The following is a 21503-nucleotide window of genomic DNA, read 5'->3' on the forward strand; positions in this document are numbered from 1 at the left end:
CAATTGTATATTAAAAAGGGCTGGGAGTTTAAAAACGCGCCAGCCCTTTTTTGCTTTAGCTACTTTTTCCTTTTGATTTACGATCAGCCAACACTTTTCCACTTCAAGAGCAGTACTAATAGGCTTGGTAGTGACGATTTAGTGTCTGTACTTGAATGTTTGTTATTTACTGCTTAATGAATTTTTGTTGACCTTTAAAACTTGAGTTTTCTAATTGAATTAAGTAAGTTCCATTCTTTAATCCGCTTAAATTTAAGTCTTCGGTTGATGAGAAGGCCGGTAGGTAGATGGTTCTTATTGGCAAACCGTCTAGTCGGATAATAGCGATTTTTGTAATTTCGGTAAATTCTTGAATTAACCTTAAGGTGCTTTTGCCCTGTGTGGGATTTGGTGACAATACAAATCTATCGGGAATGTCAACTGACACCATATTTGTCTGTACTTTATTAGCGCCTAATTCAGCTCGCGTATGGTAAGTCCCAGGATCAAGGGTGGCTAAATCTGCTTTCCAAAGTAGCGCTGACTCCTGAACCCAGTTAATGGAAGGATGCATAAGCGGTGTTTGTTCATTTATAAGCGTGATTTCCTCAGGGCTTTTTAATGGTATATTTGTGCTTAGCCTTAATTCAAATTCCGCTGCTTCATTCTTTAACATTTTTAAATTCCCTTCAATAGGTATGCTTGCTCCGTTTTGAACGGAATTCCCCAATTGTATCAATAAGGGTTTGGAGGAAAGGGGCAAAGTAAGTTTGCCATTGGCATAAGAAAGAGTCACACTTTCTCCATTCGGAGAAAGTCCAGACAAGTACCAGGCATCCTGAGCTGGAAACTCAACTGGAAGCTGATAATTAACCGTCAAGGAATCGTCTCCCGAGACTGGTCTCCAGGCAACAAGGTGTGTCAATTGTCCTTTTTCATTTCGCAATTGATAAATGTATGCCTGATCATCTTCTTTGATCACGTCTTCAAAATAAAGGTTGCCCATCCTGTTTTGCATGGCCTCAATAGCTGTAAATGCCCGCTTCTCCTTGAAACCATAATGTCCTGATTCGGTCAATCCAGATCGTTGATAGTTAATCGGGTCTATGCCCTCAAGGGTATCCACGTTGGCATAAAAGTACCAATGAGCCTTGTCTGCGCCCATTCTGCTTAGCCAAAATAAGCCACGTAATGCATAAACTGCCTGTGAGACAGCACTTACTGCTTCTGAATTAATAGCCGTTTCATTTTCACTCGAGGCATCCCAACCCCATTCGGTCACATGAACTTCCTTACCTGGCATATTGGCATCCCTAAAGCGCAATCCAGAAAACAGGGCCCTCATCTCTGATGCAGGATGCTCTGGATGCACAGCTATCCTGGCGCCTTCATTGTTTCTATAATAGCTATAGAGGTGTAAATTTACGCCGTCGAGATAGGGTGCCGCTGCCTCATTTAGCTTGGCACCCATGTAATTTTTCTGACCATCATTGGTGATAGGGTGTGAGGCCTGAAGCGCAGCTGGCAATACCTTAATCATAGGATCTGCGGTTTTTAACCCCTGAGCGGTCCCTTCCAGGATTTTACGGTAAGTAGAGTCACTGTAATCCCATGGCTCATTACCTATTTCCACCGTTCGGATAAGGTTTTCATGACTAGGGCCAAAAGTGCTTGCAAAAGCATGTCCAAGCCCGTAACCTGAGGAAAAGGGTTGGTCCCAGATGGATTCTGAAAACCTGTCAAAGGTGAAAGTAGCATCCACTTCAAACCCTTTATCAATCCAATCTTTGTATTCTCTGGTCCACTGCGTCCATGGACGTAACACTACCGGGTTTTCTCCTCCATAAGAAGGCGTAATGTCCGGATCAGCTGTGTCCCAATGGATATAGTGGTAATTTCTTGCCTGACTGGCGGCTCGGATAAATTTTTGAGCCCCTTCGTCTGGTCCTTGTAAATTGGGAACCTTCTTCGTTCCCCATGCCCATACCGTGTTAACGCCAAAGAGCTTACCAAAACTTGATGCTTGTGGTTTTGGAGCAGGTGGTGGGCCATAGTTTCCGAATTGGTCATATACGGTTAGCTCTTGGACAGTGGCTTTTTTATAGTTAATGTCTACCAATTGCTGTTCTAGGCGAATATACCTGGTTCGGTTTCCTTCTGGGAGTTCAATATTATGAATGTCTAATGAAGAGGGGTCAAGTTCTGCCAATAGAGTCAAACTATCAAGAGTAGGTCCTACCCATAGTTTAGAGGAAATGGCCGTATTGTTACCATTCCATTGTTTGGCCGATATTCGCGAAACAGGTTTGGTCTCTTTCAAGTCTAAGGTTACAAACTCTGACAGTGGTGCTGAGTAGGCCGCGATTTCCTGAATACTAAAGGCTGCACTTGAAGACAAGGAAATGGCTGTTACTTCGTCCATTTCAATTTGAAACCTTACATGGCCTACAGTGGTGGTAGTATAGGTTTCTCTCAAGGTGTCACCTTGTAGGTTGATTACTTGGATGTTTACCGGTTCAAGGTGGTTATTTACCAACCGAAGCCCTAATCTATGTATCCTAATCGGTGTTAATTCCAGCGAAAAGAAAGCTTCACCGTCCTTTGGTGTTAGAGATGGGGTGCTGTTGCTTAGATTTCCATCGGTAGCATTGACCATGCTTGCCCCGTTGCCTGCTGTTCCACTTTCATTCAGGAGAATATTTTGACGGGAATTACTAACGTATGCATCTGGAAGAGGATTGGAAGAAAGCCAGGCGGTAGCATTGTTTTCGTCCATTATTGCTTCGGGTCTATTTTGAGTATTGTTGACAGAGGAACTCGCATCAACTGTGGCAGCTTTTGACAAGGCAGGATACAAACCTGCATCTGGATCCCAGGTAGTCGCAGGGTCTGGTTCAGGAGTTATTGGGTCCGGTTCTGGAGCATTGTCTCCATAGGCTTCAATCTCAAACACGGTGACTTTTTTGTAATCCTCGGGAACAACGGTGTGCTCAATTCGGAAATACCTGGCTACAATTGGTTCAACGAAAGGAGTACTGATAAATGCAATCTCACTTGGCTGAAGAACAGCAATTAAATCAAGACTGTCTGGATGGTTTCCTGCGAGAAGCTGTGTAGCGATCGCATTGTTATTTCCCGTCCAATGCTTGGTTTTCAATTCACTTACCGCATAACTATCTCCCAGGTCGAGGGTGATGAATTCCTTGGGTAGGTCTTCTAATACGGCAAAATTCATAAGCGTAAAGGCGGCACTACTGGTAAGTTTTATTTTTTCAATATTATCCAGACCAACCTCATACCGGATATTATTGTAATTCTGAGAAGGTAAAAATTCTTCAGTGCTAACGATTCCTAAACTATCAAAAAAGGATATGGTAACCTTCTCTTGTAGACCATTGATTTTTAGTCCCAGTAAATAGATGTTTTCTGGTGAGGAGAAATTAATGAAAGCTTCAGCGGGCAATGTAATAGATGGTGAATAGGAATTGGTGGACTCGGGATATATATTGCTTAGTTTAATACGGTTAGGTTGTAGTGTTAAATTCTGATAAGCATTTTCATAATAGTTGGTAGGGAAAGGATTGTTTGATACCCAAGAGCTATTCTGTAACCCATCAATAGCATTGTTTGAATCAGATTGGGGAGCAGTAGAGCTTGAACTGATATTTCCTATGAGTTGGTGAATACCATCTTGCGCATGCGAAGCAATCGTAGCGCAAAAGAAAACTATTATTAGAACTAACTTATTTTTAAGATAAAAAGACATGATCATTCATTTAAATTTCCAATAAGAAACAGGAGTCTCAAAAAATATTACCATTGGAAGGAGAAATATTTTAGTTATAAAGAGCGCAAAAGCGATATAACGGATGACAACAAAAATAATATTGCTATATCCAAGGGTAAATATGGGTTGAATATCTTATAATAATTATATAGACCTTAAAAAAGTTCCAAAATAAAAAAAAATAGGTTTACAACTAAAGTTGTAAACCTATTGTGGAGGATAACGGATTCGAACCGATGACCTCTACACTGCCAGTGTAGCGCTCTAGCCAACTGAGCTAATCCCCCGAAACGGAGTGCAAATATAGGTAGGTATTTTAATTCATCAAATTATTCGGTAGAATATTTTATCCGAGTTAAAATACTTCTCCCAAGGGTTATTTCATCAGTATATTCCAATTCACTACCAACAGGTATTCCTCTGGCGATAGAGCTAATGTTTAATCCTTTGTCTTTCAGCTTTCTGGTAATAAAAAAAGAGGTAGTATCGCCCTCCATAGTGGCAGGTAGTGCTAAAATGATTTCTTTTACCTGATTATCATCTAGGGGTGAATCTATGCGTTTTATTAAAGTTTCTATTTTTAATTCATCCGGCCCGATTCCCTGAATTGGAGAAATAACACCTCCCAATACATGATATAACCCTGAATACTGATTGGTGTTTTCTATTGCCAATACATCAGGAAGATCCTCTACTACACAAATCACGCTTTTGTCCCGTTTATGTCCTTCGCAAATACTGCACACTGAATGGTCAGAGATATTATGACATATCACACAGTATTGGATGTTTTTCCGAAGGTTTAGCAATGCGTCCGTAAGGGCGATGGTTACCGGCTCTTTTTGCTTAAGCAGATGCAAGGTAAGTCGTAATGCTGTTTTTTTTCCTATACCAGGAAGTCGGCTTATTTCCGATACAGCATCTTCGATTAATTTGGAAGGGAAATTCAATTAAGGTTTAATTTATAAAATTGAAGCCTGTATGCCTGCATCAAGGATGGACTCACACATAGGTTTAAGTTTACTTGTACTTCCCTTTTTTACAGAACATTTGCCTTTATAATGTATTATAATAGTGCATTGTTCTGCTTGTTCCTGAGTATGTTTGCACACCTTAATTAAAACCTTGGAGACATGATCAAACGTATTGACGTCGTCATTAAAAACCACCAATTCATGCTCTTCCTGGTCTACCAGTTCTTCTACTAGTAATTCTTCTTCGGATTCAAATAAATGTTCTAAAGGTTTCATTTTGCAAAGTTAATAATTTATCCCAATTTTAATGCCCTTTAGCCAAAAGCATTATGGACTCAAATCTTGTATTAATTGTTATAACATCTTATTTTTTATTGTTGTTCCTGATATCGTGGCTTACTTCCAGAAATTTAAAATCAGATACTTTTTTTACAGGGGACAGGCAATCTCCTTGGTTTCTGGTCGCATTTGGGATGATCGGAGCATCTCTATCGGGTGTTACCTTTATTTCAGTTCCTGGTGAAGTGGGGAACAGTAATTTTTACTATTTCCAATTGGTTTTAGGTTATACTGTAGGTTATGCTGTGATAGCAAAGGTTCTACTTCCGCTCTATTATCGGCTTAATTTGGTGTCCATTTATTCTTATCTGGAAGGAAGATTTGGTTTTTGGTCTTATAAAACGGGTGCCTTCTTTTTCATCCTCTCTCGAATTCTAGGGTCTTCCATAAGGGTGTTTTTAGTCGCAGGGGTTTTACAGGTAATATTGTTTGACAAATGGGGGATTCCTTTCTGGGTTTCCGTCCTGATCACTGTTACCTTAATTTGGCTGTATACTTTTAGGGGAGGTATTAAAACAGTGGTGTGGACAGATACCTTGCAAACATTTTTTATGCTTTTGGCAGTTTTTGTTAGCATCTTTTTGGTATCCAAAGAACTTGGCATCTCGGGAATTGGGGATTTGATGCTAAAAGTGGCAGATCAACCTTATTCTAAAATATTCAACTGGGATTGGAAAAGTGGTACTAATTTTTTCAAGCAGTTTTTTTCGGGGATGTTTATAGTAATCGTCATGACGGGATTGGATCAGGACATGATGCAGAAAAATTTGACCTGTAGAAATCTCAAAGATGCACAAAAAAACATGTTTTGGTTTACCAATATTTTGGTGGTAGTGAACCTGATTTTCTTGGCTTTGGGCGTTTTATTGTACATGTATGCGGAAACCAATCACATCACCCTTCCTGAGCGCACAGATGATTTGTACCCATTATTGGCAACATCCTACTTTTCTACTTTTGCTGGGATTGTTTTTGTTTTGGGTATTACGGCTGCAGCTTACAGCAGCGCAGACTCTACTCTTACCGCCCTAACAACCTCTTTCTGCTATGATTTTCTGGAAATTGATAAAAACCCTGATAAGGAAAAAGCGATGGTCACCAGAAAAGTTGTCCATCTTGGTTTTACTTTTTTGATGTTTTTCGTGATTCTGACCTTTCGTTGGTTAAATGACCAGAGTGTCATCAATGCTGTTTTCCTTATCGCTGGATATACCTACGGGCCTTTACTTGGCCTCTATTCGTTTGGTTTGTTTACCAAGTACAAAGTTTGGGATAAATGGGTACCCATTTTGGCCGTATTGGCACCATTGATATCCTTTTTCTTTTCTTCGCAATCGGAGCAATGGTTTTGGGGATACAAATTCGGCTTTGAATTACTGATATTGAATGGGTTGTTAATGTTTTTAGGTCTTTGGTTGGTCAGAAGAAAAAATACAGAAGGATAGTTGTTTTCCCTTTGCCTCATTTGGATAGGTGTTTACTTTAATCCATAAAAGTAGGTGTCCACAATTGCATTTCGTTTAAACCCAGATTATGTAATAGGATTTCCTGTGTTTACGGTAAGTGTTCTAATTGCAAGAAAATCAGGCTGTTTGGAGATGTCATTTCCCTGGGGTCTGGATTTATGGTCAATGGTTGGTTAATAAGCTTTGCCTTTGTCCAAAAGTAAAGAAATAATAGTCCATACAATGATTTTTATATCTAATAATGGGGACCAGTTATTGACGTAGAAAATGTCCAATTTACATCTTGAATAGATGTCGTAAAAATCTTTGGTTTCACCCCTAAAGCCCTTTGCTTGTGCCAATCCAGTAATTCCTGGCTTGACGGTGTGTCGATACATGAAATTGTCAATTTCTGCCGAGAATTTATAATTCATTGGCATGGCATGAGGCCTTGGACCTACGATAGACATTTCACCTTTAATTACATTTATAAACTGAGGCAATTCATCCATGCTTGACTTTCGTAAGAATTTACCAATCCAGGTAATCCTAGGGTCATCTTTAGTGGCTTGTTGGGTGTCTGCCTGCTCATTAATATACATTGTCCGGAACTTGTAACAAAAGAAGGGTACATTGTCCTTTCCATGCCTAAGTTGCTGGAAAAAAACTGGACCTGAAGAGGTCAATTTTATAATAATGCCAATTAATGGGAAAAGCCATGAAAAAACAAAGAGCATCAGCCCCAGACTCAAGGAAACATCAAAAATTCTTTTGAGCATTTGTTGAGATTCATCAAACATTGCCACAGGAAAAATTCTCAAATATTTCCCCTTTAAATTAATTGATTTAGCAGTTGGTTTTCGCTCGGTAATAGTGGAGGGCATACGGGTGATTTTATTTAAGCAATTCAAAAGATTAAACGTCCATTAACTATTATCGTGCCACAATGGACGGTAATTGAATTTTGTCTTTCGAAAAATGTATTTCAAAACTAAAATAAAGGATTTTAATTTCCTAATATTAAATCTTAGTATTTTGTTTTTAATAAAAAATATAGCGAATAATTAAAATATTATTAATTTTCCACTATTTAATTGTGAAAAAATTATTTTATTGTGGAGGTTTTGGTTTTATGCAATCGAACTGTAATAAACCTAAAATTATCATGTGACTAAAGACTAATTACATGGTTAAAGTTGATTCTGGATCCCAAAACAAGATGTCAAAATCAACAATCAAATCATTTTCTACTTTTATTCCTTCTTTTTCCAAAATTTGCTGCATTAGGTCTGGTGAAGCAAAATGATTTTTCCCTGATAAAAGTCCCATTCGATTAACTACTCTATGAGCAGGTACGTCTTCCATACCGTGTGCAGCATTCATTGCCCAGCCTACCATTCGGGCACTTCCTTTGCTCCCTAGATAGGAAGCAATTGCCCCATAGGTTGTTACCCTACCAGGGGGGATAAGTTTCACCACCTGGTAAACTTGTGAAAAGAAGTTGTCATTTGTTTTCTTCACCTGTCAGGTTTATTATTGATTGGTTGATAATGCGTTGGATTCTCTTCTCTGATTCTCTGGATTTGCTGTTGAGTTGAACTTGAAGTTTCATCCGGACAATATCTTTGCGAATCTCAAGGGCTTTTAAGGAAAGGCTACTACTGTGGACTTCTTCTTTATATGGCTGTATAATTTTCTTAAGTTTACTCTCCATGTCATCTACATTCAATCTTGAGTGATTGGTAGTTTCAAAGTTAAAGGTAAGCTTTCTTATATTTTGTCGACTGTAATTCACCACATTTGCTGTGAGAATTAGGCTGTTGGGAACCATTACCAAATCATAGTCATCATTTAAAAGTACGATATTCAACAAAGTGATGTCCTGTATTTTCCCTTGATGTTCGCCAACCTTAATGTAGTCACCCAGCGTTATTTGGTCTGAAAACATGATAATCAGGCCATTGAGCATATTGATAATGTAATCTCTGGATAGAAGTGCAATGGCGGCAGCTACAATTGTGATACTGGAGAGGAATTCCTTCGGGTCAATATCGAAGAAAACCATGATAGCGATCAATAGGATAATCACATTCAGCAGGCTCGCAATTCTATTAATTCCTAAGACAAAATTACTATGCAGAGAGTTGGTTTTCTTTTTTCTCAAGTAAAACCTGACCAAAAATATCCTTCCGAGAGAAACCAGGATATTCCCTGAGAGAAGGAAGGCCAATGCATCTACGATGTTGTAAAGCCTGGAGTATAATATGTTTTTATCCGGTTCTATGGTTTCCTGAAGCACAAGAAAAGTAAAATAAGCGAGCACCTTTAAAACAAAGATTATTCGTTTTCTTCGCTCATTAACCTCAATATTGCTTTTCCCTGTTTCCATTACTATTTTAAAAATAAAGCTTACTTTTATGTTTTGTCTATTTACCTGACAAAAATACCGCATAATAACCAAACAAAATAATAGCATGAATAGAAATATTATCATCACAGGAAGTGCAGGGAATTTGGGTAGTGCAGTCGTAAGTAAATTTAAGAGGGAAGGATTTAAGGTGATAGCCGTTATTTCTCCTGGCAGTGACCAAGAAGTGGAAGAGGCTGATGATGTTTATCAGGTAGATGTCACTGATGAGGAATCTGTTAAGGATTTTAGCAAAGAATACCAAATACAATATGGGAGTCTTGAATGCATGGCTTTATTGGTAGGAGGCTTTGCAATGGGAGGAATAGATGAAACGTCCAGTAAAGACATAGAAAAGATGATTCAATTGAATTTTTTCAGTGCTTTCAATATGGTGAAACATTTTATACCGCTGATGAGGAAAGCCAACAATGGTACCTTCCTATTTGTGGGTGCAAAACCAGCCCTTCAGCCTAATGAAGGAAAAGATGTTTTGGCATACGCTTTGAGTAAGAGCATGGTGATTGACCTGGCAGACTTTATTGCCAATGAAACAGCGAACCTAAAAGTCAGGTCTCACGTATTTGTTCCCAGTATCATCGACACTCCTCAAAATAGAGCATCCATGCCGGATGCTGATTATGGGGATTGGGTTAAAACTGATGAAATTGCTGAGGCCATGCATTATGCTGCCACCAATGCCGCCTTAAGGAATATGACATTTAAATTGTACGGTGGCGTGAATTGATTTATTAATGATTTAGAATTATGAAAAACACTATTTTAACCTTATTCATGTTGCTATTGGTGGTTGCTGCAAAGGCACAAACCACTACCGAAACAAGAGAATTAAACGCTTTTGATCAAATAGCAGTAAGTGATGCCATTGAGGTGGAGCTTATCAAAGGAGAAAAACACGAAATCACCATTACTGCCTCTGGAATCGATATTAGTCAGGTGTCTGCCAAGATCAACAAGCGTGAATTGGAACTTGAGGTTGCTGGAAATAACCCCAAGTCAAGCTCAATCAAAGTGGTCATAACTTACCTTCAAATAAATGAAATTGAGGTGTCTTCAGGGGCAAAGGTTTTCGTGAAGGATCGAATAGAAAATAAAGTTGTTGAGCTAAAAGTGGCCAGCAATGCCTATTTAGAAGTCGAAGTGAAGGCGGAGAGATTGGTTTTAGCCGCTGAAACCAACGCAAAAATGTTTGTGAAGGGAACTGCTGATAATCTTGATTACAATGCATTTACAAATGCGGAAATTGATGGAGAGGGTTTGGTTGTGAAAAATGCTGAAATCAGAACCAATACCAATGCAAGTGGAAGTTTTGAGGTTTTAGAATCGCTTAAAGGAACTGCAGCCACGAGAGGAAGAGTGAGGTATAAAGGAGATCCTAATATAATAGACGTTAAAGAAAATATTGGAGGGACTATAGAACAGTTTTAATGTTCGGGATAGTTGAATAGCAAAACAGATTGGATTTTATACCAATCTGTTTTGCTATTCAATTGACCTTCACTTGCCTTGCTTCGCAAAACAAACTTCTTAAAAGAGAAATGCTCCAAAGGCCTTGGTTCACCATTAACCTTCCCTGAGAAGCAACGGTAAATGATTTTGTCTTAAATTGTATGAATAGGCTTAGTTGTGTAAGGAAGTTGCTAAACTTCTAATGAACACAATTCAATATTCTTTAAATTTTATCATTTTATGTGTCCTGAAAAGGTTGCTTTCTCCTTGAAATTAGCTTGCTAAGGGCCGAAATAACCAATCTTTGATTAGTTATAAGGAACTTGTTTGGCAGGCAATCAGTTTTTTAATCTTAAGGTAATAAGGGATTTCTAATCTAAAAAACTTGTGATATATAAAATTTGTCATTAGAATTGTCCCTTCAAACATTCAACCATGGTTTTCGCAGTAAATAAAATTCAAGAAATTTCATTAACCGAATCTTTTCGGTCATTAAACTGCAGTCTATTTTTTAGTGGCAATACCACCACAAATACAGGTATTACGGGGTAATCCCGTGCTTTCATACATATAGCCCCTGACACAAGAGGTCTTTCACAGACTTTTGTTAACCTTATTAACCGATAAAGAATAGCAATGAAAATATTAAAATTTGGAGGTTCGTCCATCGCTGATTTGGAAAGAATTAAAAATGTTCTTTCCATTGTCAAGAAAGCATCCCTAGACGATCGAATAGCAGTAGTGTTTTCGGCATTTGGTGGAGTAACTGAGGATTTGTTAAAATGTGCCCATCTCGCCATGCAAAACGATATGGACTATCAGGCACTTTTACTCTCCATGGAAAAGCGCCATCTTCAGCTTGTAAAACAACTAATTCCCGTAAGAAAGCAATCCTCAGTTTTGACCTTTGTTAAGGTTCGCTTCAATGAGCTAGAGGATTTGTATCATGGCATATTTTTAATAAAAGAATTTTCTGCCAGAACTTCTGATTATGTCGTAAGCTTTGGGGAACGTATTTCCACCTATATTATGACTGAAGGGATGCGGGAAAATGACATGGATACTCATTTTGTAGATGCCAGAGAGCTTATCAGAACCAATGATCGTTTTGGGAATGCTAAAGTGAACTTCCCTACAACAAATCAATTGATCAGTGATTTTTATTCCAAAAATGCAGGAGTTCTTATCATTACTGGTTTTATAGCCTCAACCGAAAAGGGGGAAACAACTACAATAGGAAGAAGTGGATCTGATTACACTGCAGCCATTTTTGCTGCAGCATTAAAAGCAGATAGCCTGGAAATATGGACAGATGTGACCGGAGTAATGACGGCTGATCCTAAGTTGGTTTATTCTGCGATTACTATTCCGCAATTAAGCTATAACGAGGCAATGGAGCTTTCTCATTTTGGTGCCAAGGTAGTTTTTCCAGCTACCATGCAACCAGCAATGAAGCGAAAAATCCCTATATATATTAAAAACACCTTTCAGCCAGAAGAGGATGGAACGCTTATTTGTGAGAATCCGGAGAACACCAAATTGATCAAAGGTATCTCCTCCTTAAATCACATTACTCTATTAAATGTCCAGGGTTCAGGATTGGTAGAAGTGGTAGGGGTAAGCAGCAGGGTATTTGGTACCTTGGCTAAAGCTGATGTCAATGTAGTATTGATAAGTCAGGCTTCTTCGGAACACAGTATTTGCATCGCTATTAAAAGTGAAAATTCCAGTGTTGCCCGCGAGGTTTTGGAAAATGAATTTCATTATGAAATTCTTGCTGGGGAGATGGACAAGATCCAGGTTATGCCAAACATGTCTGTAATAGCTGTTGTTGGTGAAAACATGAAGCATCATCCCGGAGCAAGTGGAAGACTCTTCCAGGCGCTGGGAAGGAACAATATAAATGTTTCGGCAGTTGCTCAGGGCAGCTCCGAATTGAATATATCTGCTGTTATAAAACAGTCAGACCTTCAAAAAGGATTGAATGCCTTGCATGAAGCATTTTTCCTTTCTGACAATAAGGTATTGCACGTATTCCTTATCGGAGTTGGCCTAATTGGCAAAACTTTGATATCAATGATTCAAAATCAATTGAATAAGTTGCAGGAGGATTATATGCTGGATATCAAAATTCATGGACTGGCGAATTCTCGCTATATGGCCTTTGATGAGGATGGGTTTGACCTTACCTCTATTCCAGTTCCGTCTGCTTCAGATTTACCCATGGACCTTAGCGTATTTTTAAATACGATGAACAGTATGAATTTCTCCAATTCAGTATTGGTGGATTGTACCGCAAGTCAAGAGGTTGCAGATACTTACGAAAGAGTACTTGTATCAAAAGTGGCCATAGTAACTCCAAATAAGAAAGCCAATTCGAGCTCTTTGGAGAATTACAAATCTCTGAAAAAGCTTTCCGGTCAAAGAAATATTAAATTCCTCTACGAAACCAATGTTGCGGCAGGTTTACCCGTGATTAGCACCCTACAGGATTTGATTTTGAGTGGAGATAAGGTGCTAAAGGTGGAAGGGGTACTAAGTGGTTCTATGAATTTCATATTCAGTGAATTAAGTAAAGGTATACCATTCAGTAAGGTAGTAGAACAAGCCAAGGAGAAAGGATTTACAGAGCCAGATCCACGAGATGACCTTAGTGGTATGGATGTTGCGAGAAAAATCTTAATTTTAGGTAGAGAAGCAGAACAGGATTTGCATTTTGAAGACGTTTCTATTCAAAGCATGGTTCCTGATGACTGTAAGGATATAGATTCTGTAACGGCATTTCTGGAAAAACTGAAAGAACATGATGCCTACTTTAAAGGATTGGTAGACGAAGCCAACCAAAAAGAAGAAACACTTAGGTTTATGGCTGTTTTAGAAAACGGTAAAGCCACTGTTGGCTTAAAATCTGTGGGTAAAAAGCATCCTTTTTATTCTCTGGAGGGGAGTGACAATATGATTTTGTTTACCACTGAAAGGTACCATGAGTTCCCTATGATCATAAGAGGTCCGGGAGCAGGAGCAGATGTGACTGCTGCAGGCGTATTTGCAGACATTATCAGGTTAGGAAATTATTCAAGGTAAAATGGAAAAGCAAAAAGTTACCGCATTTGCACCCGCTACTGTAGCCAATGTTTCATGTGGCTTTGATATTTTGGGTTTTGCGATTGAAGACTTAGGGGACAAAGTAAGTGTAGCGCTTTCTGAAACTCCAGGAGTTAGGGTAGTGAAAATTGAAGGTGACAAAGGGAAGTTGCCCTATGAAACTGAGAAAAATACTTGTAGCGTTGCCGTTAAAGCCATGGTAGATGATCTTGGTTTTAAGGGGGGACTGGAAATAGAGCTATACAAAGGACTTCCTTTAGGGAGTGGTATGGGCTCAAGTGCCGCAAGTGCAGTGGCTGCACTAATGGCGACCAATGCTTTGCTGGGCAATCCATACGAAAAAAAGGATTTGCTTCAATTTGGGATTGAATCTGAAAGAATTGCTTGTGGGGCAGGACATGCAGACAATATCTCCCCCTCTTTATTAGGTGGATTTGTCCTGATTCGTGAATATCAACCCCTGGATGTAATTCCATTGCATGTACCGAGAGGACTGTATTGTACCTTGGTTCATCCTCATTTGGAATTGAATACTTCAGATTCCAGAAGTGTATTAAGAAGGAATGTAAGCCTGCAAGATGCTACTACACAATCTGGAAATATAGCAGGTTTGGTAGCCGGATTGTTTCAAGAGGACATGGCCTTAATCAGCCGATCTCTTAATGATGTAATAGCTGAACCTTCCCGGTCGATTCTTATTCCAGGATATGATGAAGTAAAAGTAGGTATTGTGCCTGCGGGAGCTTTGGGTTGTGGTATTTCCGGTTCAGGACCAACCATGTTTATCTTGTCTCCTACCGAGGAAATTGCCTGGGAAGTAAGTAGAATTTCCCAACAGGTGTTTGATAAAATTCAATTGCCTATAGATTTATATGTATCGGCCATAAACACCCGAGGAGCATATATTATTGAAGAAGAAGTTTAATTCGCTGACAAACCTGTCACATCTAATGAAATACTACAGTACCAACAATCCGAATTATAAAGTAGACTTAAAAGAAGCCGTTATTAAAGGGCTGGCGCCTGATCAAGGGCTGTACATGCCCGAAAGAATTCCGGTATTACCTGAGGCGTTTTATGACTCTTTACATACGCTAACTTTTAAGGAAATTGGCTATAAGGTAATAGATGCTTTGTTCTCGGAAGATTTATCTACTGAGCAAATCAAAACCCTTGTAGACCATACTTTGGATTTTGATGCACCATTAGTGCCTGTAGAAAAGGATGTTTTTACACTTGAACTTTTCCATGGACCTACATTGGCCTTTAAAGATTTTGGTGCGAGGTTCTGCTCCAAATTGATGAGCATGCTTCAGGACAAGCATGGGATTAAGGTTTTAGTTGCCACCTCTGGAGATACAGGAAGCGCTGTGGCCAATGGCTTTTTGGGTATAGAAGGTGTGGAAGTTGTGATCTTATATCCTTCGGGAAAAGTAAGCGAACTTCAGGAAAAACAGTTTACCACCCTTGGTAAGAATATTAAGGCCATAGAAATAAACGGTGTTTTTGATGATTGTCAGAAATTGGTTAAAGAAGCATTTCTGGATACTGAATTAAATAGTAAGTTGTTACTTACCTCTGCCAACTCTATTAATATTGCACGCTGGATTCCTCAGTGTTTGTATTATTTTTATGCTTATTCAAGACTGCCTAAAGAGAATAAAAAACTGGTATTCTCCGTTCCAAGTGGGAACTTTGGTAACCTCGCTGCAGGGATTCTGGCGGAGAGAATGGGCTTACCAATTGATATGTTTATCGCTGCCACCAATGTCAACAAAGTGGTTCCCGATTTTTTAAATGGGTCAGCATTCCTAGCGAAACCTTCTAAACAAACCATAAGCAATAGCATGGATGTTGGCAATCCAAGTAATTTTTTCCGATTACTAGCCTTGTTCGGTGGGGATGAAGATAAGCTAAAAGAAAAAGTAAAAGGCTGTTATTATACAGATGAAAGTACAAAGGAGGCGATGATGGAAGTGAAAAATGAGATGGGATACACAATGGACCCTCATGGGGCTGTGGCCTATCTTGGTTTGAAAGCTTTTATGAAAAAGTATCCTTCTGATTATCAAGGGGTGTTTTTGGAGACAGCCCACCCTGGTAAATTCAGAAGTACAGTGGAGGAAGCACTTGGGGAGAAGTTAGTATTGCCGGAAAGACTGGCTGCTTTTATGCAAGGTAACAAGCAAGTGGATACCATGGAAAACGATTACCTTCAATTCAGAGATTATTTGTTGAAGTAATCAATCGCTCCTCAGTCAAAATACTTTTGAAAATCTCCCTTTTTACGCATGTAAGGATACAAAGGAAAGGGGTTTGTATTTATGAGCCTTTCTTTGGTGGGGAGATTGCGTCTTTTTTTTAATTTTTTGATTAATCCAAGAATACCCATTGATGGGTTGCTGGAGAACAGCACGGCCGAGCCATTATCGCTTAAGTTCGATAGGAGCTTGTCGTAGCTGTTCATGTCGTATCGATAGCCCAAATGATGAATATTCTTCATAAAATTCAGGTTGCTTTTTAAAAGCTCATGTTGGGTGTGGTTAGCGGGTTTCGTTGCGATAACTTGCTGTTTAAAGGATTGCTCATTTGGTAAAGTCCTTACAACTACTTCTTCCAATTCTACAGATGAAGGAATAAGAATAATAGTCACCGGTGCATCTGTATCACTTTTGGTAAGGTAGGTTAATGTTTCGTATCCAATATGAGAAATTTGGAGAAGAATACCTTCTGTTACCCAAATAGAAAATTCTCCCTTTTCATTACTTATGGTTTTGTGTGCTGACCAGTAAAGATGGGCATTAGCTATGGGAAGCATGGTACTTGCGTCTAATAGCTTGCCATGGAGCTCGAAATATTCATTTTGCACATTTTCGGGAATGGACGGACTTGATGTGAAAAGCAGGGGGATCAGGTAAATTAAAGACATGGACTTATTTTAGGTTATCAGCAAAAGATCTGATAAAAATAGAGCTGTTGAATTGATATAAATAGTAATTAACACTTGTTAACTGGGTTTTTAACAAAATATAAGATTGATTATTTTCGCAAACTGTATCTAAAAATCTGCTTCTTCCGCTTTCAATAGCTATTTTTCTTTAGCCCATAGGATTAATTTTTATAGAATTACCATAGGCTGATTTTAATTTGTAATTTTAGGTATCGAACAAATTCATGGTAAACCAACCTATAAACCAGAATAAAAAAAGTTATGGTAAAGATATTTTTAACATTTGCACTAGCCATTTTGGGGGCTGGTATTCAAGCCCAAACCTGGGAGACGCTTGACCCTCAAACCACCTGTACAAATCGCCACGAATGTTCTGGCGCTGCTGTCAACGGAAAATTTTATTTAATTGGCGGAAGGGGTGAAAAGCCTGTTGAAGAATTTGATCCTTCCAGTGGTAACTGGACAAAATTGAAAAATGCCCCTTTTGAAATGCATCACTTCCAGGCAGTGGCTTATCAGAACAAAATTTATGTAATAGGTGCATTTACAGGTGGTTATCCACATGAAACACCAGTTCCAAATGTCTATATATACGATCCTGAGGACGATTCCTGGACTAAGAGTCATGAAATTCCTAAGGAGAGAAGAAGGGGGGCTACTGGTTTGGTGGTTCATAACGATAAATTTTACCTTTTGGGAGGTGCTCAGGATGGTCATTGGGCTGACAATAGGGATTATTTGGATGAATACGACCCAGCAAGTGGCGTTTGGAAAACGCTTCCTTCAATGCCAAGACTCAGGGATCATTTCCAGGCAGTAGTAGTAAACGATAAGATGTATGCCGTTGGAGGCAGGCGTTCTTTTGCCAAAGAAGGACATGGTTTTGAGTTAACCTATCCAGAATTGGATGTATATGATTTTAAGACGGGTTCGTGGACTACTTTATCGGAACACCCCTTACCAACAGAAAGGGCTGGAAGTACCACGGTTCCTTATAAAGATGGTTTTTTGGTCATAGGGGGCGAAAGTGACGAACAAATAACAGCTCATAGTGAGGTGGAATACTTTCACCCTGAAAATGGGTGGGAATTACTGAATCACTTGAACAGAGGTAGGCATGGGTTTCCTGCAGTAGCAATAAACGGTGCCCTATACCTAGCAGCAGGTTGTGGCAATAGGGGAGGTAATCCCGAGTTGAATAGTATAGAAAAACTTGTCATTAAATAACAAGCTGTCAATATTGTAGTCAGTTATTTTTCAGAATTAACCAGTCAATTTTAATTACGCCGCATGGTAAAAGGAACACATCAGGCATTGCATGATGCCAGGAATGAAACGGTCAAAATCTTCATTAATGGGGAATTTTTTGTTAGGGAGGAAGCGAAAATATCAGTCTTTGACAGTGGCTATTTAGTTGGAGACGGCGTTTGGGAAGCTTTTAGGGTGCACAATGGAAAGCTGATATTTATAGACCAGCACCTAGACCGACTTTGGCAATCTGCAAAAGTTATAGGAATTACGCTTCCATTTTCTCGTGAAGACCTGATAAAAAATGTTCAGGATACGCTCGAGGTAAACGGTATGAAAGACCATGTTCATGTTCGAGCCATGATTACAAGAGGCATCAAAAAAACACCCTCACAAGACCCAAGACTTACCATTTCTGGGCCAAATCTGGTTATTATTGCAGAATACAAACAAGCAGATGGCGAAAGTAAAAACCAGGGAATTAGCCTTTTCACAAGTGCCATTCGTAGAGGGTCTCCAGATTACCTGGATCCCAGGTTAAATTGCCACAGTAAGCTACATGAAGTGCAAGCTTTGATCCAAGCCATTGAGGCAGGTGCCGATGAAGCACTAATGCTGGATATCAACGGTTTTGTTTCGACTTGTAATGCGACTAACTTCTTTATGGTAAAAGGGGATGAAGTATGGACCTCTACAGGTGCCTACTGTATGAATGGCATTACACGAGGAAATGTGATTAAAGTTTGTGCTCAAAATGGAATAGTTTGCCATCAAAAAAACTTCTCCTTATTTGATGTTTATGGTGCCGATGAAGCCTTTGTCACTGGAACTTTTGGAGGCCTAACACCAGTGGTAAAGATAGACGGAAAACCCATCGGTAATGGAGGCAGTGGGCCTGTTACTACCAGTTTGCGTCAATTGTATGAAGACCTTGTGGCACAACAACTACAATAAGAATGGTAGAAAAGAATAATAAAAGAATATTCCTTTGGTCGGGTCCCCGAAATATTTCCACAGCCTTAATGTACAGTTTTGCTCAGCGAAGCGATACCATTGTTGCGGATGAGCCTCTGTATGGACATTACCTTAGCCATTCTTCTGCTAAACCTTTTCATCCCGGTGCAGATGAGATTTTATCAGAAATGGAAACAGATGGGGAGAAGGTTGTTAAAAGGATGGTGGGCCCACAGAATAAACCTGTTGCCTTCTATAAGAACATGAGCCATCACCTAATACAGCTTGACTGGCAATTCATGGAATCAGGATTCAATATTATTTTGACCCGTAACCCTGAAGAAATGCTGCTGTCTTTTTCCAAAGTGATTGAACAACCAGGCATGGAAGATGTTGGCTATGCCATGCAAAAGAAGTTAGTAGAATATTTACAAACAAGGAATTTGCCTTTTGTGGTGCTTGATGCCAAAAAGGTTTTACAGGATCCTGAAGGTCAGTTGCGAAAATTATGTGAGGCTTTGGGTATTCCATTTATGGATAGTATGCTTCAATGGAGCAAGGGTCCTATACCAGAGGACGGTCTTTGGGCCAAATATTGGTATAAAAATGTTCATCTTTCAACTGGATTTCAGCCTTACGAGAAGAAGAAAATAGCATTTCCTGAGCAATTGCTTCCACTGCTGAGTGAGTGTCGACCCATTTATGAAAGCCTTGTAAAGCATGCGCTTTAATTGCTTAACGGGATACCGGTAATTCCATACAAAGGAATTTTGATGAAGGCGTTTACTGTAGAGAGGCAGGAAAAAATTTTGAAGCTCCTTGTTTTGTAATCAAGTCCTCCTAATTCTGGTGTCGGAATGTTATCGTTTCCTGCTAACCTAATTTTTTAAAAATTGAATTCTTTGCACTTATCCTTATTAGAAAAGGGTGTTTCAGAAATAGATTCTTTTAAGAAGAGTTGATTATGGATAATTTGGAGAATTTTTTAAAAGATTCATTAAAATACCGGAAAATAAATTGTGTTAAATAAGAATATTTTAGAAAGGTTGGGTTGCTTTCTTGCTTTGTCGTGTATTAAAACATAATTTTGATACTTATTCCTTCCGCCTGGGATTTTGAGAGATAAACAGAAATCCTCAGGGCTAGCATATCAATAGTTTATACAAATTAGGTACATCTTACAAAATTGAAATAAGTATACAAATGGAAAACGACCAGCCTGTAGAAGTAAATATTACGCCCAAGGGGTTAATCTATTTGCCAGAGACTGCAAAAGGGTTAAAATTTGTCACAGAAAGTGAAGTTGAAACCTTGTTCTATACTCCTGACGATAGCCCTATTGAAAATCTTAATTATAAGTTTTTATTACCGGCTTTGGACAAAATAAAGGGGCAAGATTATGATTATGTTATAGGTTTCGACCCAGAGCTTAGCCGAACAGTAATTGGTTACCCAAATGCTGAGGGAAGATTTTTGGTCTTCAATGCACACCAACAAGCTGCGATTTTCACCCACACCTTTTTGGCAGGAAATTCTTTTCCTTCTATGGATGAAGAAAAGACCAAGTTGGTGATCAAAGGAGTGGTACTTTCACAACAAATTGACAAAATAGTTACTAAAAACAATGGTGCCTATAAGGAGTCACATGCAGGTTACGAGGATTTGAAAGAAAGAATTCTTTCCATGGAAGAAGGGTTTGAAGCTTACTTGGCCTTTGATGAACGGAATCATGTAATTCTTGACCTTGAAAAAGATAAAAACATTCAATTGCAGATTTCACTGATTGAAGAATTGGTGAAAGAACTAAAAGGTAAAGAAAAAAGTCTCTACGATTTTCATGTTGATCTACAGATCAGGTATAAATTATATGGGGAGAAAACCTTTAATATCACTTCAGAAGGGGAAAACAAAAAAATCTTTGACAGGTTTCGAAACAAGCCGCCTTCTGATGCCATGCATGAAGAGTTGGTAAGTGTTTCTGATTATAAAAAACAATTGTTTTTCAACAAACTTACAGGAAGAAAAAGCGAACCCGAATTGAGGCAAATGGACATGGTTCAGTTGGATTATAGCAGTGGACTCAAGATTAGTGCTGAACTTACAGAGGGAGGAACTAAACTCTTTTTGCATCTAAGCGACTATACGGACTGTTACAATAAGGATTCATTCGCTTCTGCTAGAAAAGGAATCAATGACCGTCTTTTGAAAATAGTGGTTTCCTTAGGTAAGATGGTGATTGACGTTAATTAAATCTAATTGCGTTGATGCTATAATAATTAGCTGACTTTAAAGCAATTTCTTTCATTCTAAACAATACTAAAATTATTGTCTCGACATGAGAAGGTCTGTGATTTTCTTATTTCTGAACAGAACCTTGAAGAAAAGCACTTAAGAATTTACTGTTGGCAAACAAAACAAAAAAGAGCACAAAAACTGAGGTTTCCCTCAATTCTTGTGCTCTTTTTTAACTTTTCCCTCGTTATTTTTATCTTCCTTGTCGTCAGGATACTCATCCTTTCTGGGAGGGCGAGGACCTTCACCAGAAGTTCCTGGTGTGGATCGATTGGTACCTTTATCTACGTCATCTCTTTTTTTTCCAAAAAAAAGAAGATTTTGTAAACTGGTTATGGATGGTTGGCTTAAATTCATGGCTTTGCTGTTAGATGTAATCGAAGAATTCGCTAAAATCATGCCATTTTAGTGCATCTGTGCATAAGTATCGGATGGGAAACCTTTCCAGTTACATTATCAAAAATAAAAGCAATTTAAAATACTTTCCCAAATCAAATTAATTAATAGCAAAAATAGGAAAGATCAATTTTTAATAAATAATTTGAACTCTCAA

General features: G+C 38.7%; 18 protein-coding genes and 1 tRNA gene. 10 read left to right on the plus strand and 9 right to left on the minus strand.

What is annotated here, in order from left to right:
- Window positions 1-166: 166 nt before the first annotated feature.
- From AC0L7T_RS08820 to AC0L7T_RS08835, 4 genes are all read right to left on the minus strand, one after another.
- A complete protein-coding gene (locus tag AC0L7T_RS08820) occupies window positions 167-3745 on the minus strand; it encodes a T9SS type A sorting domain-containing protein (protein ID WP_473342191.1) in 3579 nt (1192 codons plus the stop codon).
- A gap of 234 nt (window positions 3746-3979) precedes the next feature.
- Window positions 3980-4053 (minus strand) — tRNA-Ala (locus tag AC0L7T_RS08825).
- Window positions 4054-4095: 42 nt separating this feature from the next.
- Entirely contained in the window at window positions 4096-4716 is a 621-nt protein-coding gene (gene recR, locus AC0L7T_RS08830) for a recombination mediator RecR (RefSeq protein WP_473342192.1), read from the minus strand.
- Window positions 4717-4728: 12 nt separating this feature from the next.
- Window positions 4729-5016 carry an ATP-dependent Clp protease adaptor ClpS gene (locus tag AC0L7T_RS08835; RefSeq protein ID WP_473342193.1) on the minus strand — a complete coding sequence of 96 codons (288 nt, stop codon included), beginning with the start codon at window positions 5014-5016 and terminating at the stop codon, window positions 4729-4731.
- Window positions 5017-5069: 53 nt separating this feature from the next.
- On the opposite strand from AC0L7T_RS08835, the gene AC0L7T_RS08840 reads away from it, so the two are divergent.
- Entirely contained in the window at window positions 5070-6524 is a 1455-nt protein-coding gene (locus AC0L7T_RS08840) for a sodium:solute symporter (protein ID WP_473342194.1), read from the plus strand.
- A 194-nt stretch (window positions 6525-6718) separates the two neighbouring features.
- On the opposite strand, the gene AC0L7T_RS08845 is transcribed toward AC0L7T_RS08840, so the two are convergent.
- From AC0L7T_RS08845 to AC0L7T_RS08855, 3 genes are all read right to left on the minus strand, one after another.
- Window positions 6719-7408, minus strand: coding sequence for a sugar transferase (locus AC0L7T_RS08845; RefSeq protein WP_473342196.1), 690 nt, complete (start codon window positions 7406-7408; stop codon window positions 6719-6721).
- Between the two features lie 298 nt (window positions 7409-7706).
- Window positions 7707-8045, minus strand: a complete 339-nt coding sequence (locus AC0L7T_RS08850; RefSeq protein WP_473342197.1) for an MGMT family protein — start codon at window positions 8043-8045, stop codon at window positions 7707-7709.
- The gene (locus tag AC0L7T_RS08855) at window positions 8029-8913 is read right to left on the minus strand and encodes a mechanosensitive ion channel family protein (RefSeq protein ID WP_473342198.1); all 885 of its coding nucleotides are present in this window, start codon (window positions 8911-8913) and stop codon (window positions 8029-8031) included. The genes AC0L7T_RS08850 and AC0L7T_RS08855 overlap by 17 nt, the downstream gene beginning before the upstream one ends.
- Before the next feature lie 85 nt (window positions 8914-8998).
- Between AC0L7T_RS08855 and AC0L7T_RS08860 the strand changes: the two genes are divergently transcribed.
- The 5 genes from AC0L7T_RS08860 to thrC all read left to right on the plus strand — a co-directional run bounded on the left by AC0L7T_RS08860 (window position 8999) and on the right by thrC (window position 15749).
- Complete coding sequence (locus AC0L7T_RS08860; protein ID WP_473342199.1) at window positions 8999-9679, plus strand: SDR family NAD(P)-dependent oxidoreductase; 681 nt, start codon at window positions 8999-9001, stop codon at window positions 9677-9679.
- Between the two features lie 20 nt (window positions 9680-9699).
- On the plus strand, window positions 9700-10380 hold the full coding sequence (locus tag AC0L7T_RS08865; protein WP_473342200.1) for a head GIN domain-containing protein: 681 nt from the start codon (window positions 9700-9702) through the stop codon (window positions 10378-10380).
- Window positions 10381-11037: 657 nt separating this feature from the next.
- Complete coding sequence (gene thrA / locus AC0L7T_RS08870; protein ID WP_473342201.1) at window positions 11038-13485, plus strand: bifunctional aspartate kinase/homoserine dehydrogenase I; 2448 nt, start codon at window positions 11038-11040, stop codon at window positions 13483-13485.
- A gap of 1 nt (window position 13486) precedes the next feature.
- The gene (locus AC0L7T_RS08875) at window positions 13487-14431 is read left to right on the plus strand and encodes a homoserine kinase (protein ID WP_473342202.1); all 945 of its coding nucleotides are present in this window, start codon (window positions 13487-13489) and stop codon (window positions 14429-14431) included.
- Between the two features lie 25 nt (window positions 14432-14456).
- A complete protein-coding gene (thrC, locus tag AC0L7T_RS08880) occupies window positions 14457-15749 on the plus strand; it encodes a threonine synthase (protein WP_473342203.1) in 1293 nt (430 codons plus the stop codon).
- Window positions 15750-15760: 11 nt separating this feature from the next.
- On the opposite strand, the gene AC0L7T_RS08885 is transcribed toward thrC, so the two are convergent.
- On the minus strand, window positions 15761-16435 hold the full coding sequence (locus tag AC0L7T_RS08885; RefSeq protein ID WP_473342204.1) for a carboxypeptidase-like regulatory domain-containing protein: 675 nt from the start codon (window positions 16433-16435) through the stop codon (window positions 15761-15763).
- A 282-nt stretch (window positions 16436-16717) separates the two neighbouring features.
- Between AC0L7T_RS08885 and AC0L7T_RS08890 the strand changes: the two genes are divergently transcribed.
- The 4 genes from AC0L7T_RS08890 to AC0L7T_RS08905 all read left to right on the plus strand — a co-directional run bounded on the left by AC0L7T_RS08890 (window position 16718) and on the right by AC0L7T_RS08905 (window position 20908).
- Window positions 16718-17683 (plus strand): Kelch repeat-containing protein, encoded by a 966-nt coding sequence (locus AC0L7T_RS08890; RefSeq protein WP_473342205.1) that lies wholly within the window; start codon window positions 16718-16720, stop codon window positions 17681-17683.
- A 63-nt stretch (window positions 17684-17746) separates the two neighbouring features.
- Complete coding sequence (locus AC0L7T_RS08895) at window positions 17747-18658, plus strand: aminotransferase class IV (RefSeq protein ID WP_473342206.1); 912 nt, start codon at window positions 17747-17749, stop codon at window positions 18656-18658.
- A gap of 2 nt (window positions 18659-18660) precedes the next feature.
- The gene (locus tag AC0L7T_RS08900; RefSeq protein WP_473342207.1) at window positions 18661-19389 is read left to right on the plus strand and encodes a sulfotransferase-like domain-containing protein; all 729 of its coding nucleotides are present in this window, start codon (window positions 18661-18663) and stop codon (window positions 19387-19389) included.
- Between the two features lie 472 nt (window positions 19390-19861).
- Window positions 19862-20908 carry a hypothetical protein gene (locus AC0L7T_RS08905; RefSeq protein WP_473342208.1) on the plus strand — a complete coding sequence of 349 codons (1047 nt, stop codon included), beginning with the start codon at window positions 19862-19864 and terminating at the stop codon, window positions 20906-20908.
- Between the two features lie 195 nt (window positions 20909-21103).
- Here the strand turns inward: AC0L7T_RS08905 and AC0L7T_RS08910 are convergent, their stop codons facing one another.
- A complete protein-coding gene (locus AC0L7T_RS08910) occupies window positions 21104-21349 on the minus strand; it encodes a hypothetical protein (RefSeq protein ID WP_473342209.1) in 246 nt (81 codons plus the stop codon).
- Window positions 21350-21503: the final 154 nt, after the last annotated feature.

The sequence above is a fragment of the Cyclobacterium sp. 10D3-21 genome (genome assembly GCF_055809755.1).

Bases quoted from the DNA above. Each gene is read 5' to 3' on its own strand.
- AC0L7T_RS08905 (WP_473342208.1), top strand. From the start codon at position 19,862: ATGGAAAACGACCAGCCTGTAGAAGTAAATATTACGCCCAAGGGGTTA.
- AC0L7T_RS08865 (WP_473342200.1), top strand. From the start codon at position 9,700: ATGAAAAACACTATTTTAACCTTATTCATGTTGCTATTGGTGGTTGCT.
- AC0L7T_RS08890 (WP_473342205.1), top strand. From the start codon at position 16,718: ATGGTAAAGATATTTTTAACATTTGCACTAGCCATTTTGGGGGCTGGT.
- AC0L7T_RS08835 (WP_473342193.1), bottom strand. From the start codon at position 5,016: ATGAAACCTTTAGAACATTTATTTGAATCCGAAGAAGAATTACTAGTA.
- AC0L7T_RS08910 (WP_473342209.1), bottom strand. From the start codon at position 21,349: ATGATTTTAGCGAATTCTTCGATTACATCTAACAGCAAAGCCATGAAT.
- AC0L7T_RS08895 (WP_473342206.1), top strand. From the start codon at position 17,747: ATGGTAAAAGGAACACATCAGGCATTGCATGATGCCAGGAATGAAACG.
- thrC (WP_473342203.1), top strand. From the start codon at position 14,457: ATGAAATACTACAGTACCAACAATCCGAATTATAAAGTAGACTTAAAA.
- AC0L7T_RS08840 (WP_473342194.1), top strand. From the start codon at position 5,070: ATGGACTCAAATCTTGTATTAATTGTTATAACATCTTATTTTTTATTG.
- AC0L7T_RS08820 (WP_473342191.1), bottom strand. From the start codon at position 3,745: ATGTCTTTTTATCTTAAAAATAAGTTAGTTCTAATAATAGTTTTCTTT.
- AC0L7T_RS08885 (WP_473342204.1), bottom strand. From the start codon at position 16,435: ATGTCTTTAATTTACCTGATCCCCCTGCTTTTCACATCAAGTCCGTCC.
- AC0L7T_RS08845 (WP_473342196.1), bottom strand. From the start codon at position 7,408: ATGCCCTCCACTATTACCGAGCGAAAACCAACTGCTAAATCAATTAAT.
- AC0L7T_RS08860 (WP_473342199.1), top strand. From the start codon at position 8,999: ATGAATAGAAATATTATCATCACAGGAAGTGCAGGGAATTTGGGTAGT.
- AC0L7T_RS08855 (WP_473342198.1), bottom strand. From the start codon at position 8,913: ATGGAAACAGGGAAAAGCAATATTGAGGTTAATGAGCGAAGAAAACGA.
- AC0L7T_RS08875 (WP_473342202.1), top strand. From the start codon at position 13,487: ATGGAAAAGCAAAAAGTTACCGCATTTGCACCCGCTACTGTAGCCAAT.
- thrA (WP_473342201.1), top strand. From the start codon at position 11,038: ATGAAAATATTAAAATTTGGAGGTTCGTCCATCGCTGATTTGGAAAGA.
- AC0L7T_RS08900 (WP_473342207.1), top strand. From the start codon at position 18,661: ATGGTAGAAAAGAATAATAAAAGAATATTCCTTTGGTCGGGTCCCCGA.